General features: G+C 41.6%; 15 protein-coding genes. All 15 read left to right on the top strand.

Annotated features, from left to right (window positions below):
* The first annotated feature begins 142 nt into the window (after positions 1-142).
* Complete coding sequence (locus IGJ28_RS06090) at positions 143-610, top strand: ferrous iron transport protein A (protein WP_138371580.1); 468 nt, start codon at positions 143-145, stop codon at positions 608-610.
* Entirely contained in the window at positions 607-2,754 is a 2,148-nt protein-coding gene (feoB, locus tag IGJ28_RS06095; protein WP_171917645.1) for a ferrous iron transport protein B, read from the top strand. Before IGJ28_RS06090 ends, feoB begins: the two co-directional genes overlap by 4 nt.
* Positions 2,751-2,894: a FeoB-associated Cys-rich membrane protein gene (locus tag IGJ28_RS06100; protein WP_252712090.1), complete on the top strand. Its 144-nt coding sequence runs from the start codon at positions 2,751-2,753 to the stop codon at positions 2,892-2,894. The genes feoB and IGJ28_RS06100 overlap by 4 nt, the downstream gene beginning before the upstream one ends.
* Positions 2,895-3,181: 287 nt before the next feature.
* The gene (locus tag IGJ28_RS06105; RefSeq protein WP_252712091.1) at positions 3,182-4,438 is read left to right on the top strand and encodes a CapA family protein; all 1,257 of its coding nucleotides are present in this window, start codon (positions 3,182-3,184) and stop codon (positions 4,436-4,438) included.
* Positions 4,439-4,805: 367 nt separating this feature from the next.
* Positions 4,806-5,270 (top strand): PTS sugar transporter subunit IIA, encoded by a 465-nt coding sequence (locus IGJ28_RS06110; protein ID WP_060815089.1) that lies wholly within the window; start codon positions 4,806-4,808, stop codon positions 5,268-5,270.
* Positions 5,263-5,538: a PTS sugar transporter subunit IIB gene (locus tag IGJ28_RS06115; RefSeq protein ID WP_005471675.1), complete on the top strand. Its 276-nt coding sequence runs from the start codon at positions 5,263-5,265 to the stop codon at positions 5,536-5,538. The genes IGJ28_RS06110 and IGJ28_RS06115 overlap by 8 nt, the downstream gene beginning before the upstream one ends.
* Positions 5,539-5,561: 23 nt before the next feature.
* The gene (locus IGJ28_RS06120; RefSeq protein WP_156248206.1) at positions 5,562-6,824 is read left to right on the top strand and encodes a PTS ascorbate transporter subunit IIC; all 1,263 of its coding nucleotides are present in this window, start codon (positions 5,562-5,564) and stop codon (positions 6,822-6,824) included.
* A gap of 116 nt (positions 6,825-6,940) precedes the next feature.
* Positions 6,941-7,555 (top strand): SIS domain-containing protein, encoded by a 615-nt coding sequence (locus IGJ28_RS06125; RefSeq protein WP_003127416.1) that lies wholly within the window; start codon positions 6,941-6,943, stop codon positions 7,553-7,555.
* A complete protein-coding gene (locus tag IGJ28_RS06130) occupies positions 7,552-8,445 on the top strand; it encodes a dihydrodipicolinate synthase family protein (protein ID WP_438845291.1) in 894 nt (297 codons plus the stop codon). Before IGJ28_RS06125 ends, IGJ28_RS06130 begins: the two co-directional genes overlap by 4 nt.
* The gene (locus IGJ28_RS06135; RefSeq protein WP_060815092.1) at positions 8,438-9,070 is read left to right on the top strand and encodes a ketohydroxyglutarate aldolase; all 633 of its coding nucleotides are present in this window, start codon (positions 8,438-8,440) and stop codon (positions 9,068-9,070) included. The genes IGJ28_RS06130 and IGJ28_RS06135 overlap by 8 nt, the downstream gene beginning before the upstream one ends.
* A gap of 20 nt (positions 9,071-9,090) precedes the next feature.
* Complete coding sequence (locus IGJ28_RS06140; RefSeq protein ID WP_103300591.1) at positions 9,091-11,187, top strand: BglG family transcription antiterminator; 2,097 nt, start codon at positions 9,091-9,093, stop codon at positions 11,185-11,187.
* Between the two features lie 518 nt (positions 11,188-11,705).
* Positions 11,706-12,749: a DUF916 and DUF3324 domain-containing protein gene (locus tag IGJ28_RS06145; RefSeq protein WP_252712093.1), complete on the top strand. Its 1,044-nt coding sequence runs from the start codon at positions 11,706-11,708 to the stop codon at positions 12,747-12,749.
* Positions 12,750-12,891: 142 nt separating this feature from the next.
* Positions 12,892-13,632 (top strand): WxL domain-containing protein, encoded by a 741-nt coding sequence (locus IGJ28_RS06150; RefSeq protein ID WP_156248204.1) that lies wholly within the window; start codon positions 12,892-12,894, stop codon positions 13,630-13,632.
* Between the two features lie 48 nt (positions 13,633-13,680).
* Positions 13,681-15,438, top strand: a complete 1,758-nt coding sequence (locus IGJ28_RS06155) for a WxL domain-containing protein (protein WP_252712094.1) — start codon at positions 13,681-13,683, stop codon at positions 15,436-15,438.
* A complete protein-coding gene (locus tag IGJ28_RS06160) occupies positions 15,435-15,710 on the top strand; it encodes an LPXTG cell wall anchor domain-containing protein (RefSeq protein WP_060815096.1) in 276 nt (91 codons plus the stop codon). Before IGJ28_RS06155 ends, IGJ28_RS06160 begins: the two co-directional genes overlap by 4 nt.
* The last annotated feature ends 742 nt before the right edge of the window (positions 15,711-16,452 follow it).

A 16,452-nucleotide genomic window follows, 5' to 3' on the forward strand; every position in this document is an offset into this window, starting at 1 on the left:
AAAAAATTCGAATTGTGAACGAACTTTCAAGTTCATCTGTGAAACAGATTGACTTTAGTCCTAAATCGCTCTATTATAATGATAATCATTCTCAATTGAACGGATAAATAATAGGAATCTTTCACAAGAGGAGGAAGAAATCATGAAAATGGCGCAAACAGAGGCTTCCAAAATATACCAAATCGAAGCGATCGCGACACCAAAGAACGTCACGGCGCATTTAAATGATTTGGGTCTTCGGGTAGGCGTTGACATTCTCATGGTTCAAAAAAACCGCAAAAGCGGCATCATCTTGCATCGGGACAACCGGATCGCATTGGATGCCAGCGTCATGGAGCAGATTGACGTGTCCGAAAGACAACAGCAGACGGTTTTGACTTCTCTGGATCAATTACATGTAGGAGAGCAGGGCAAGGTGGTAAAAATTGCAACGACTGGTGCTTTGCGGCGGCGATTGATGGATATGGGGATCACCAAGAATGTGCCGATTCATATCGTGAAACTAGCGCCACTAGGTGATCCGATCGAGATTCGCTTAAGAGGGTATGAATTGTCGCTGAGAAAACAAGAAGCAGCTTTCGTCTTTGTTGAAAAAGGAGTAGAGGAATGACCTATCAATTCGCATTAGTCGGCAATCCCAATAGCGGCAAAACTAGCACCTTCAACCAACTGACGGGGGCCAAGCAAACCGTTGGGAACTGGCCGGGAGTGACAGTCGAACGAAAATCAGGAAAGCTCCGTAAAGCCAAAGAAATCACGATCCAGGATTTGCCGGGTATCTATTCATTGTCTCCTTATACTCCTGAAGAAGTGATCTCGAGAAATTATTTGGCAGAAGCCCCCATCGATGCTGTCTTAGATATCGTTGATGGAACGAACTTGGAGCGGAATCTCTACCTCACTTTACAATTGTTGGAAATGGGTCTGCCTACAATAGTGGGAATCAATATGATCGATCTTTTAAAGCGCAAAGGGATCCAGATCAACTTTGAGAAGCTGTCCTATGGTCTAGGCGTACCTGTCGTTGGCTTCAGTGCTTTAAAACAACATGGATTGAATAAGCTGATTGATGCCGCAAAGAAAAAAGCTGGGAATGGCGACTCAGTGGTTGTCTATGATTCCCGTTTGGAGGCTGCCTTAGCAGAGATCAAGGCCCTTTTGCCCGAAGAGATTTCTGAAAGCAAACGACGTTGGATTGCCATCAAACTGTTTGAAGGCGATGAATTGATTCGTCAACAAGTCACTTTGACGCCGAGCAATGAAAAAGAATTAGCGGAAATTATCAAAATCACGGAAATGATTTTTGACGAGCACAGTGATGCGATTATAGTAAATGAACGGTATGAATTCATTCAGCAGTTGTTGGCTTTAGCAACGATCAAGGAAGAGGAATACCGCTTGTCCTTAAGTGATAAAATCGACCGTGTGTTGACCCACCGCCTACTGGCACTACCGATTTTTGCCTTTTTCATGTGGGGAATCTACTTCTTATCCATCCAAACGATTGGCACGATGGGCACAGACTGGGTCAATGATGTGTTATTTGGCAGTTGGGTTCCGGATATTCTGCAGCAGCTGATGAACCAATGGCAGGTGGCACAATGGCTGCAGGAATTGATCCAAGATGGGATCGTGGCAGGTGTCGGGGCTGTCCTTGGATTTGTCCCTCAAATTTTTGTGCTCTTTTTTTGTTTGGCTTTATTAGAAGATTGTGGCTACATGGCACGAATCGCTTTTGTGATGGATCGTTTGTTCCGGAAGTTTGGCTTATCTGGGAAATCCTTCATTCCGATGCTGATCGCTACTGGCTGTGGGGTTCCAGGAGTCATGGCGAGCCGAACCATCGAAAATGAAAAAGATCGCCGTTTGACCGTTATGGTCACGACTTTTATGCCTTGTTCTGCCAAACTGCCAATCATTGCACTGATTTCCGGGGCGTTCTTTCCCGAAAGCTCATGGGTCGCACCATCGGCTTACTTCATTGGGATGGGAGCCATTGTTTTATCAGGCATTGCATTGAAAAAGACCGCTCTCTTTGCCGGCGATCCAGCGCCTTTTATCATGGAATTGCCTGCCTATCATTTGCCGCAACTAGGAACCGTGTTGAAAAGTGCGATTGATCGAGCCGTAGCTTTCATCAAAAAAGCCGGAACAATCATCTTCGTTGCATGTATCTTTATCTGGTTTACTTCTAGCTACAACTTTACCTTTGATCGAGTGGGGGAAGAAGAAAGCATCTTAGCCTTTTTCGGCCGTTTGTTAGCACCGATTTTTGCGCCACTAGGCTGGGGCACTTGGCGAGGTGCCGTGGCGACCATTACAGGATTGGTGGCAAAAGAAAATGTCATCGGGACTTTTGGGATTTTGTACGGCCAAAGTGGGGTTTCTGAAACCGGTACAGAGATCTGGCAAGTGCTGCGAGGCGATTACACCCCAGTAGCCGCCTACTCCTTTTTGATTTTTAACTTATTGTGTGCCCCTTGTTTTGCGGCCATCGGCGCGATCCATCGTGAAATGGGGGATAGCAAGTGGACTTGGTTGGCTATTAGTTACCAGTGTGGACTGGCTTATTGTGCAAGTCTGATTGTTTACCAATTCGGGCATATCTTCTTTGAAGGAGGGCAACTGACAGTAGGAACCTTGGCAGCGTTGATTGTTCTTGGTTTGTTGCTGTTTGCTCTGATAAAGAGACCCCAACAAAAAAATTCACCACTATTACAAGTAGTCGGAGAAGTAATAGGAGGCGAAAAATGATTGCAACGATTCTTTTAAGTCTAGTGATCTTTGGCTATGCAGGAAAAGTGCTTTATCGAATGGTCAAAAAAGGCAGTTGTTCTGATTGCCACCAAAGCTGTCCGGTAAAGCATGAAGAGAAAATCTTAAATCATTCATGAATCTTACGCCAGTTTTATTAGGTAACTAGCGAGTATGAGTAAAGCAGTTAGGCAGAAATGCCTAGCTGCTCTTTTTATGAGAAAGGGCTATCAAAAGAACTGTTTCTTTAGTATGATTAATTATATATATAATATTTATTTGCTATATATAGTTCTTTTATCGAAAAGAAATTAGCGATTTTAGCCCATTCAAAGCAGAAAAGCAAGAAACCGTGCAATGCATAACGTGATAGGTAATGAGAAAATGTTGACAAAGAAGGCTAATATTGGGAAGGCGGAGAGCAGCAATGAGGCAACAACGAAGGATTGAACAACGGAAAAGACAGCTTCTATGGGCATTGGGCATAAGTTTACTGCTTGTTACGATTGCCGTTAGTTATTGGCTGATTCACACCATGCGTACTGGGACTGATTCGTCAACAAGCTCCCCAGATAACCAAGTGTCACTTTCTACTTCCAGCCAAGAAACAACAACAGCCTCTCAATCGTCGAAAATTACTCTGACAGCAAGTGGCGATATGCTCTATCACAGACCAGTTTATATGAGTGCATTTGATGGGAAACGCTATGATTTTGACAATGACTTTGAGCAGGTGCAACCGTTGATCGCTTCTGCCGATATTGCTTTTGGTGACTTTGAAGGCACCATCAATCCCAACAAAGAACTAGGCGGTTATCCTACCTTTAATGCGCCTCCGAATGTAGTAGAAAGTATCAAAGCAGCTGGTTTTGATGTGATTGATCTAGCCCATAATCATATTTTGGATACTGGAATCGAAGGGCTTAAAACGACTGCTAATGCTTTTCAGGAGATTGGATTGGAGCCGATTGGTGTCAATGTAAATGATCAAGGGATATTCGTCAAAGAAGCCAATGGCATCAAAGTAGCGATGCTGGCTTATGCTTACGGATTCAATGGCAATGAAGCTAGCTTGGCACCGGAAGAATATACGACCTATTTAAAAGATTTATCCATGGAAAAAGTAGCAGCTGAAATCAAAGAGGCAGAGAAAGTAGCCGACATCACCGTTGTTATGCCGCAACTCGGTGTAGAATATTCCTTAGAACCTACAGAAGAACAGCAGAAGATTTATCGACAAATGATCGACCTCGGAGCGGACATCATTTTTGGCGGTCATCCACATGTCGCTGAACCAACAGAAATCATCGAAAAAGACGGCGAGAAAAAATTTATTCTCTATTCAATGGGAAATTTGCTATCCAATCAACGCTACGAAACAGTCAACAACTATTGGACCGAGCGAGGGGTCATTCCAGAAGTCGAGCTCACAAAAGAAGGTGATCGTACATTTTTGAGTGATATCAAGCTGCATCCAACATGGGTCTCTAAAGAGCCGATCCCTGATCGTAGATATGACGATCCAGAGTTTGGCACTACCGAAGCCTATGATTTTCAAGTTGTACTGGCAGAAGAATATCTTCCTGGGGGGAAGTATGCGGATAAAGTACCCGAAGACAAACGCCAGCGAATCGAAACCGCGTATCATGAAATGATGGAGCTGCTAAATTTAAAATGGAAATAAGCAGCTGAATCTGTCTCACTAACCTATGACATGTATTAAGCAGACATCTTTTGAATCAAGATGTCTGCTTTTTTCTGTTTTATTCAGTGTTTAGATCAATGTGCAGCAGATCTTAAGAAGCATTTAGTCCAATTTTTCTAGTAATGGCACCTATAAGTTGAACAGAATGACAAAAACTGAGAGAGGGATAGCTGTTGTAAGTTGGTAAAACAGCAAAATTCAGCAAATTTCATTGGCTACAGTTCAGTTTTTCAAGCTTTTTTCTAGAAGAGATGAACGCAATCACTATTGCCGGTACCAGTGATATTGCTTATAGTAAACGCATACAAGAAGACTCGAGAATTCTTTGTACGAGAGGTGGTTAACTTTGTTAAGCGAATTATTAAAAGAAGACTATATCCAATTGGATATCTCAGTAGAAAATTTTGACGAAGCAATCAAAGCATCCGCACAGCCGCTATTGACTGCCGATGTCATCGAGAATGAATACATTTCATCCATCCTTTCCATTTATCATGAGATTGGGCCTTACATTGTTATTACGAAACAAATTGCGCTGCCTCATGCACCCATAGAGAAGGGTGCAAAGAAATTAGCATTAGGATTCACTCGATTAGAACGACCCGTCATTTCTGGTCATGAATCAAATGACCCCGTCAAGTTTTTGTTTCCTCTTAGCGCACCAGACAATGAATCCCATATTTCATTGTTATCCGAACTGGCTGAGTTGCTGGGCAACAAAGACTTTCTGGAATTATTAGGAAGGATGACCGAAAAAAAAGAGCTAATCGCATTTCTAAAAAAATTTGAAGGAGAGAATAACTATGCATAAAGCATTGATTGCCTGTCGAGCAGGCGTAGGCTCAAGTCTGATGTTAAAAATCAAAGTGAATGAAGTCATCCGGGAAAACGACTTTCCAATCGAGGTGGAACATGCGTCTTTAGATGCTGTCTCCGGCTTTACGGGAGATTTGATCATTACTTTGACAGATGTTGCCAATGAATTAAGAGAAAAAAATTTACAGCAAACCATTATTGGGATCAACAACATCGTTGATAAGAAAGAAATCAAAGAAAAAATCGCAGCCGCATTAGTCTAAAAATCAATGAAGGAGAAACGCTCATGGATTTAATTATCAGTTTTCTTAGTACGCCAGCCGTACTTTTAGGTTTAGTTGCAATGATTGGGTTATTGGCCCAAAAAAAATCAATGACCGAAGTGTTGACTGGAACCTTTAAAACCATCATCGGTTTCTTAGTATTCAGTTCCGGCGGTTCGATCATGACTGGCGCACTACAGAATTTCAATACCCTATTCCAAAAAGGGTTCAACATCGTAGGGGTCGTTGCATCGCCAGAGGCCGCCACTGCACTAGCCCAAACAGAATTTGCATTTGTGACCAGTTGTACATTGATTCTCGGCTTTTTGATGAACTTAGTCATTGCTCGAATCACGCCATTTAAAAATATTTTCTTTACCACAGGACATAGTTTGTTTTTCGCTTGTGTGTTGTCATTGATTCTAAAGGCTCATCAGTTTGCTGATATTCCAGCGATATTAATTGGCGGAACATTACTCGGCTTTTTCTCTGCTGCGTTACCTCAGCTGTGCCAACCATTTATGCGGCGCATTACTGGCAGTGATGAGACCGCCATTGGACACTTTAACATGGTGGGTTATGCATTGTCTGGTTACATTGGGATGCTATTTGGTAAACACAAAGATAAAACAACGGAACACATCAATTTTCCTAAATGGTTATCCTTTTTTAGAGACTTCTTGATGGGCGTTGCGGCAGTTATGCTAGTGCTATTCTATATCTCCGCATTAAAAGCGGGACGAGATGTCACTCAAGAATTAGCAGGAACGACTCATTGGCTGGTCTTTCCTTTCGTGCAGGCATTTACCTTTACTGCGGGGATGTCGATCTTGATGACTGGTGTTCGCATGTTCTTGTCCGAAATTACGGCGGCATTTGTTTCGATCTCGGAAAAATTCATTCCAAATTCTCGTCCGGCATTGGATGTGCCAACTGTTTTCCCGTTTGCACCAACAGCAGTCATTGTAGGGTTCTTATCCTCTTATGTCGCTGGCTTATTGGGGGTGCTGATTATGGTAGTCTTCAAGTTTCCAGTCGTGATCATTCCAGCAGCCCATATTTGTTTTTTCTCCGGAGGAACAGCCGGCGTTTTTGGAAACTCTACTGGCGGTTGGCGGGGAGCGATTGCAGGGTCCTTTGTCATCGGGCTGTTACTCGCCTTTTTACCAACAGTTCTTTACCCGGTGTATGGTAGCTTAGGCATCGAGGGATCGACATTCCCAAATATCGACTACAACGTCATGGGAATCTTATTAGATAAACTATTAAGTTTGTTTGGTCAGTAATCGATCGCTAAGACATTTGTCATCAGCTGAACTTCTGAATCTTTGCACACAAAAAGAACTATCTCAAAGTGTGCAAAGATTCAGTGAAAACGAATCAGTGACAGAAAGGATTTTCTATGGAAACAACGAATTTAGCTTATTTTTTGCAAACAACCAAAGATGAGCTTACAGCTTATTTGAATGAGATCAATCAACAACAGTTGATTGATGCAGCTGAACTGATCGTTGCTGCAAAAAAAAAGAAGGGGCGTGTGCATGTGACTGGCATCGGTAAGCCAAGTCATGTTGCGGAATATATAGCAGCTTTGCTTTCTTCCACAGGCACTCCTACCTATTTTTTAGATGGAACTGAAACGATCCACGGCTCTGCCGGACAAGCCGAAAAAGGGGATGTCGTGATTGCTATTTCCAATAGCGGCGAAACAGAAGAATTGAAAAAATCGCTTCTTACTCTGAAAGCTTTAGGAATAAAAGTCATCGGAGTGAGTGGAGGTATCGACTCATGGCTGCAAAAACATTCCGATGCCTTCTTATTTGCTGGCATCACGAATGAAGGAGATCCGTTGAACAAGCCCCCACGAATCTCGATATTAGCAGAAATCATCGTTTTACAAAGCTTGTCGATTTTACTGCAGCAAGAAGCTGCCATTGATATTGATGATTATTATGCCTGGCATCCTGGAGGAAGCTTAGGGAGTGCTATCATGCAAGAAAGAAGTGTAGAAGAATGAAGATCGAAGGAATCATTACAGCCATGGTCACTCCTTTAGACGAGCAGGGAATCGATCGAGCAGCTACTAGAAGGCTAGTCAATCAATTGATTGCGAAAGGGATCTATGGGTTATTTATTTTAGGGACCAATGGGGAGTTTTATGCATTGTCTCATGCTGAAAAGCTCGAATTGGCAACGATCGTTGTGGAAGAGACTGCAGGTCGGGTACCAGTATTTGCAGGAGCAGGCGGGATTTCGACAGAAGCTGTCATTGATTTAGTGAATGAATTTCAAACCATTGGAGTCACAGCGGCTTCCATTATCACTCCTTATTTGATCAAGCTTACGGATCAAGAAGTGATCCAACATTACAAAATGATTGCTGCAAAGACAAAGCTCCCATTGATTCTCTACAACATTCCTAAGAATACTGGCATTTCGATCAATGAAACCATTTTTAAAGCATTGCTGAAAATACCCACTATTATTGGTATCAAAGATAGCAGCGGGGATATTGAAAACCTCAAAAGCTATCTCAACTTGAATGGACGAGATGACTTTTCTATTTTAGTAGGTTCTGACTCTTTGATCTTGCAAGCATTGGAATGTGGAGCTGATGGGGCAGTCGCAGCGACTTCAAATGTCTTAACGACAACTGACTTATCTATTTATCACGCATTTAAAATGGGAGAGATCCAGCAGGCAAGAAACTATCAATTAAGTATTGAAGACTTTCGCCGTATCTTAAAGTTCGGTACAGTACCCAGTGTCCTCAAATACAGCGTAGGTTGGATGGGGATTCCTGTTGGTGATCCTAAGCTGCCGGTGCTGCCAGTAGGTGAACAGGACTATCCAGAGATTCATCAAGTTTTAGCGGAATATCGAAAAGTGGAGGGATTCAATGAATAAGAAGCTCGCGATCCTCAACCGGATCCATAAAGAAAAAATCATGGCCATCGTACGGGTCGAAACAGTGGAACGAGCCGTTGAAATTGTTGAAGGCTGTAAAGCCGGTGGTATAACTTGCTTGGAAATCAGTTATACGAATAACAATGCCGGAGAAATCATCAAGCAGTTAAAGGAAATCTATCAAGATGAAATCGTTGTCGGTGCTGGAACCGTATTGGATAGCGAAACCGCCCGGGATGCGATTATACATGATGCTGAATTCATTATCTCACCAGCTTTTTCCAAGGAAGTCGCACAGATAAGCAATCGCTATCAGATCAGCTATATGCCAGGCTGTAGCTCGATTTCTGAGGTTTTAGAAGCTCTTGAAGCAGGGGCGGATATGATCAAAGCATTTCCAACGTCTTCTTTACATGGGCCCGGGATCGTCTCAACGATCAAAACACCATTGCCGTTTGTCCCGATCTTATCTTCAGGTGGCGTTTCTTTGACAAATGTTACAGAGTGGTTGAATGCTGGTGTAGAATGTATGGGAGTTGGAACATTATTGACAAAAGGCTCGCAAGCAGAAATCGCGAAGAATGCGACACGTTTGCGCAAGGAGATTGACACATTTATGGATTAACAAAGAGGGGAGTGAGGATCATGATCGATCAACGCACATTACAGCTGATACAGAAAATGATTCAAAAACCATTGATGGAGCAAGAGGAGATGATGCGCTTCTTTTCTCTGTCAAAAAATCAACTGGATTATGCAATTAGAAAAATCAATGAACTATTAAAAGCCAACAAACAGCCGTTGATTCGATCAGATCCTTATTTTATTCAATTAGCACCAAAAGCAAAAGCTTTTTTTCTGAATGATTTCCTAAACAGTGCTGTTTATACCCAGTATGAGATGAATAGTGAAGAACGGAAAAAATATATTTTTCTGATGTTGTTTTATTATGAATCAGACTATCTCTCTGTGAATCACTTCTTATCTGCGCTGCGTGTCGGCAAGACCACCTTTATGGCAGATATTAAAAAATTAGAAAAAGAACTGGCTCTGTCAATGATCACCATTGGTTATACGCGAAAAAACGGCTATGGGTTGATGGGGAATGAAGAAAATCTGCGCAATTTTTTTATGAAGATGATGTTTCATGATTTTGGGGATAATCAGGAGGAGTTTGTCTATCACTATTTCTTGGTCAATGAAAAAATTGATGGCTTCTCGCAGATTGAAGCTACTGCAAGGGAAAAACTAAAAACTTTTTCGTTAGAGTTAGTAGAAAATCGCTTGAATGAGTTTTCTTATTTGTTTACGATGATGCTTCCTCGCTTAAACAAGCAGTGGTTAGTTTTTTATGAAACCTATAATTACCAAACATTTTTTCAGATGAAAGAATATTTGTTTGCAAAAGAATTATTAGCAGAATTTTCCATCACAAATAAATCAGCCCAATTGTATGTCTGTGGGTGGCTGCTGGGGATGGCGCTAGGGGATACTACCTACCCATCAGCGGATTTTTCGATTATTCATGAATTGGTCGAGCGCATCATCAAACGCTTTGAACTGTTGTCTGGTATCCGCTTTAAAGACCAGCAAAAGGTCATCAATCAATTGTATAGTCACTTTCGACCAGCCTATTATCGCTTGTTTTTTCAATTGCCGATCATCAATCCCTTACATAAAAAGATTATTAAAGAATATGAAGATTTGTATCAGATTGTTCAAGAAACATTACGTCCCATCGGAAATCTTTTTGAACGCGGAATCCCAGAAGATGAAATCTCTTTTTTGACCATTCACTTTGCTTCTTTGATTAATGACTTTGATGAATATCAAGTCAATCAAAAAATTGGTGTGATTGTTTGTCCGAATGGAATCGGCAGCTCTGCCATGATCTATAATGAATTAAAAATGATTTTTCCGGACATTATTTTTATTGGACCCATTGAGACCAAAGAACTATTGCTTGAGCGCCCTGAATGTGACCTGATCTTTACTACGGTACCCAATGTCAGTCTTTATACACTGAAAAAGCCAGTTTATGTGGTAAATCCAATAATGACCAATGAAGAAAGAAATCAATTGATTCAAGAAGTTTACCATCAGCCCAGCGAAGCTATTTCTCTGATTGGGGTGGAAGAACTTATGGCTGTTATCAAAAAGCATGCGACAATCGAAGATGATAAAAGTTTGAAGAAAGAATTGCAATTGCTCCTTACCAGAAGAGAAGTCAATCCAGCTTATTCAGCAACCCTAGGCGAGGAAAGAAAGCCCGTTGCGTTGATTGATATGCTTAACCCACAGTACATTTTGACTAATATAAAAGTACGCTCTTGGGAAGAGGCATTCTATTTGGCAGCAACGCCACTGATCAAGGATCAAGTGATCTCACGTGGTTATATTGATACGATCATCCAAAACGTTCGCAAAGAAGGCCCTTTTTTCATTATCATGGATCAAGTAGCATTGCCTCACGCACGGCCAGAAGAAGGCGCGTTAAAGCTAGGCCTAGGCATCACAGTCTTACAAGAACCAGTGATAATCAACAAAAAAGCGTCGATTAAATACATCTTCACCCTCTCAGCAATTGATCACAGCAAACATCTATCTGCCATTGCCGAGCTCGTCGCTTTGTTGGAACAGGAAAGTTTTTTCAACTTACTCGAACAAGAAGCCGATCCTCAACAAATCTTTGATTGGATCGCATCTTTTCTCTTGAAAAATAAGCATATGGTTCCGATGTAATTGGACTGAATAACTACACCAGAGTGATCAACCCCCAAAAATCTAACTTATTGGGTTGCTTCAATAATCAGTGTTGTTTGTGACTCTTTCCACTACAACTGACACACGAAGATGTAGATAAGATAATACCACTGAACAGTCAAAGAGCATTTAGGTTACTTGATGAGAGATCATGCAATAAATCGATCGTGCTTTTAATCAGACGTATACGCTTGAGGTAGGTTATTTACATCTAATAAGGACATGGGAATCCTATCCTTATTGAATGAGGCACTATTTAAGTTATTCCGCTGAATCATGCAGTAAACCCGCTTATAACATCCAGAAGGATCATTTTTAATAATTAAATTAACATTTTTCATATAAAAAGAGCGAGAGCAATCATTGCGTATTATTGATTGCACTTGCTTTTTTTTAGATTCACTCCTTTTTTTAGTCAAAATGAAGGTAGAGATGAATTTGGGACAGCCTTTACCGTCAAGTTATACTATCAAAAGATTAGACTGAGGAGGGGTGTGGTGGAAAACAACAATTTAAGAAAAAAAATTAGACGATTTGTCATGATAGCAGTTTTGGCGCTATTGACTATTGGTCTCTTCCAAAAAGAAGTTTTTGCAGAAAACGTCAATACGTTCTCAATCCAACCACTAGATGAGAATGGAAATGTGAATGAGAATGGCTATTACCATATCATTGACGAGCCAGGAAAGCAACGCACTGTTCCAATTCGAGTGTATAACCTTTCTGAAGAAGAAATCAGCGTGAATGTGACCGTAAATCCAGCTTCTACGAATCAAAATGGAATCCCCAGTTATTTAGGGGAAGAAGCGTATGATGCTTCTCTCATTCATCGAATGGATCAACTGGTCGCAATTGAAGAGAGTGAACTCCTGATTCCTGCAGGTTCTTCGGTACTCACAACACTGATTATCTCCTTACCACAAGAAGAATGGGAAGGGGATATCCTTGGAGGCATTCGTTTTACTGAAAAAAAGAATCAGCAGAGTGAACAAACTGTGACTCATGAAGTCGCCTATACGGTAGGCATTCTTTTAAATCGAGTAGGCGGGTCAGCAGTTGAAAATGAATTGTCTTTAAATGAGGTGACCGCGTGTCAGCGTAATTATCGGAATCACATTGAAGCAAATCTACAAAATAGAGCTGCTGTGATTGTTCGCAACATGTCTATTCAGTCAAGCATTTATAGAGAAGGAAGTGGAACCCCTATCTATACATATGACGCATACGAGTTGCGAATGGCACCAAATTCTAATTTCAACTTTGGCATCCCTGCTGGAAATCAGCCAATTGAAGCAGGGAATTATGTTCTAAAGATGCAAGTAACAGCTGATGAAAAAGAGTATCGCTTTGAACAATCTTTTTCCATTACGAATGCGGATGCCCGGCAATTAAATCAAAGTGCGGTCAATCTAGAGCGGACGACATCCTACATGTCATATGGGATATTTGTCGGAATTGGCGTGATCCTCGTTCTTTTGGTGATGTGGTGGACTCGAAGGCAGACTCGGAGAAAAAAGAGAAGAAAACGACCCATGATATAAAAAGGACTGGCTTATCGGAGTCATCCAGCAAATTAAAGAGCATAAAATGCTTAATCGTAATGAAATGAATGAGCAGGATCTTGTGAAACTATGAAGGAACACCCCGTAAAATGAACTTTAAAAGGATAACGGAGGAAAGAAAATGAAAAAAACGACACGAACATTATCAATTGTACTTTTAGCAGCTAGTCTTGGATTGGGTAGCAAAATGGGGGATGCGGCAACTTATGATGACGCAGCGAATATTACGACTGAAGGAAAAGTGAATATCTTGGAAAATGACTCTTCAAACCCAGTCGTTCCTGACCCGGAGAATCCAGGAAATGAGGTTACTCCCGAAGAACCAACCAATCCTTATCCGGGACTTTTACGGATCAACTATGTATCAAACTTTGATTTTGGTCAGATTCAAAATGTCTCGCGTGCGATTGAACAAAAAGCGCGGCTCGATCATGTGTGGGTAAACGGTGAAGAAGTCTCGCGTGTGCCTTTTGTCGCGACAGAAGATCGCCGAGGAAGTGAACGGCTAGGATGGGAATTACAAGTATCACAGCCGAATCAATTGGCAGATGCGAGTGGTCATGAATTGATTGGGGCAACGATTACTTTATCCGGGCTGCGTTATGTGAATGCAACGGCTGCTACACCAATAGTCAATCAAAATGAGATCGTCCTCGGAGCAGCAGCACAAACGCTAGCCACAGCAGATGCCGCGCAAGGGTCAGGTGCTTGGGCATTAGCATTAGGACAATCAAATGGAGAAGGGCATACTGACGGTGTTGTATTGCGTATACCAGCCAATACCACAGCAAACAATACTGAATATTCTACTGCGATTGTTTGGGAGCTGGTTGCGGATCCGACTACAGGAATAGGTGGATAAATCACCCTAAATTCTTCTGGATTAATTTGAAGGGAAAGGCGCGATCAAATGAAAAGAAATGTCCTTATCACCATAGCAAGTTTACTCGTTACAGGGCACTTGCTTCCCTCGACAATCCTATTTGCGGAAACCGTTGATGCGTCAGAGAGGCAAAGGGCAGAAGACCAAAGTTCCACTCTTGATTCAGATGAACATCAATTTTTTGAACCTGTAGATGCAGAAGATCATGCGGCTGATGAATCAGAGGGAAACTTAGATTTGCTTGATTCAGGGTTGGATGAAGAGAACATTGATCCTGAATTAAGCACGATTCCAGACAGAACGGAAGAGTCTAAAACGATTCAACCAAGTGAACATAGCGGTTATTCTGACGAAACTGTGCTCACAGCCGAAGCAGTCCCTCAAAAGATAGGACTAGGTGGGAAATTTGTCGAGGAACGACTGAATGAGTTAGTGACAAACGTCAGGCTGAATGGAGATGAAGTCGCAGGTGAGGACTTTAAAGTCACTCTTTTGAATCAACCGAACACCACTTTCCTGGGAAATCTGCAAGTCCCAATCACCGTCGTACATGTAGAAACACAAGCAGCGACTCAGATAAATGTACCGGTGGAAGTGATATGGGGCCACTCGATATTTTCACGAGAAGCAGCAATCAGTGCTAGCACTGGAGTAATCAGTCTTCATATCAATGATAACGGACCATCTCTTGTTGCATCAGAAGGATTTGGCAATTCTTGGCCGAATCAAGTTACATCAAGACCACGTTATACGATTTATCGCAACGATTACACCAACCAAACGCTGCTTCCTTTTTTTACAGTAAACCAATCAAGAAGCAGTGTCGTACAAGCTTGGAACAATGTGTTAAACAATAGTCCGATTGACTTTGGTGATGTGATCGGATTAAGCGTAAATAGGTTCGCAGTAGCCAATCAGAATTACAATGGAGCCAATACATGGGTCACGAGAAATGAAGAACCTGTTCGAGAGGCGATTGGCTGGCCAGAGGCTCTGTATATGATGACACCAAGCGGCTTCCAATTGTTGCGAGTGAATCAATTAACGACGAATAAATTAACTTTTGCAGCTAGTAGTTCAACAGAAGAAATCCTTCAGAGAATGACAGAATTTTTCAATTTCCATGAAGAATTTACGGAACAGGAAAAAGAAGAGCTTTCGTTTGATTTGATCCGTTCTGATGCACTATTACCAGGCAAAGAAGGCAAAGCAGTTGTACAAGTGACACAAACAAAAGAAAATGGGTACCGTTTTTCAATGACGTACGAGGTATCCTTTGCAGTTGGACTTGGACGACTGGAATTTGCGGGAATTGCTCATGGCAATTTTGATTTTGGCGACGTCCTAAAAACGAGCCGTAGACAAAATATTTCAGCGCAAGGAGAGTCTGCTCCAACGATTATGGTCAGTGATTACAGTGATACTGCCCAGTGGAGCCTTTATGCGTCGATGAGCCCTTTTATAAATGAAAGAAATCAGGAGTTAAGAGAAGCAGCCATCGCTTTGAAGGACTTGAAAGTGATCGAATCTGTTCATACAGGTATTTCCATTCCCCAAAATACTATCCTGTTGGGAACCACCCCTCAAATGATTGCGGCAAGAGATGGATCAGGAACAAGAGATGAATACGGAAGAACAATCATTCAAATTGGAGAAGTAAAAGACCAGACATTAACCGGTGTTTCACTTCATTTGCCTGCCAATACACCTGTGGACAAGGGAGAGTATCAAGCAACAATTACTTGGGAACTAGTCGGGGATCCGACGATAGGAGGCATTCGATGAGAAAGAGAGTGGTCGTGTTTTTGGTCGGTCTATGCTTTTTTATCCCCGTCTTTTCAAGGAGCACAGTGATTGGACATGCGACAACAAATGAGAATCGTGCGGTTGTGAGCTTTTACCAAGAGGAAGAACCCACCCAACCAGACCTGAATGATCCAAGAACACTCCCACAAACTGGAAGCACCTTTTCTTATATAGGAATGCTAGGCGTAGTCATTGTCTTTGTGATGTGGTACTTAAAAAACAGAGAAAAAAAGGGTAGAAGGACAAATTGAAGATTTCACAGCGTGTTTGTAAAAGAGGGACATCTTTCGAGGCAAAGAACAGCAAAAAAAATTGGTTATACCATCGGCAGGCCCTTCATCAATAAGGAATGACGTGTCGTTTTGCAAAAAATCTGGGACTGTGACATAAGTCATCATCCAACAAGTTAAACCGAATAATATACGATTGCTAGGATGGACTCTTCGGACTTTTGCGACGAGGAGCCACTGCACCGCAGGAGCAATACTATATACTGTTCGGATATTGTTACTTGTAGGAGACTTATGGCACAGCCCCAGATTTTTTATTATGAGAAAGGGCTATTTAAAGAACTGATTCTTTAGTATGATTAATTGCAGATAGAAATAATCACATAAATATTAACTATCTATAAATGAATGCGCAAAAGCGGACATCTGAGCTGGTTGAATATCGTCAAACAGATAAAGGAAACGAATACTAGGGCTGCCACCACAGCAGCCATTCTAGCTATACCTTATTACGAAATAAACCCTAGAAAGGTTGGTAAGAATAGCAAGCTGTCAGCGAATAATATTTCTCCTAGAGTTGATTGAAAAAAACAGATACTTGGTTAAAAGCACATACAATAAGAAGTGACAGGTGAAGATCATTGAAAAGAGCTGAGTCATTGAATTTGATTTATCTACCAACTATGAAATTATTTTTATCCTATCGTTCTATTGATAGGAACTCTTGAAAAAATCTCATAGGAAGATGAGACAATAGAAGAAC

Source organism: Enterococcus sp. AZ091, from assembly GCF_051714805.1.
Lineage (GTDB): Bacteria > Bacillota > Bacilli > Lactobacillales > Enterococcaceae > Enterococcus_D > Enterococcus_D gallinarum.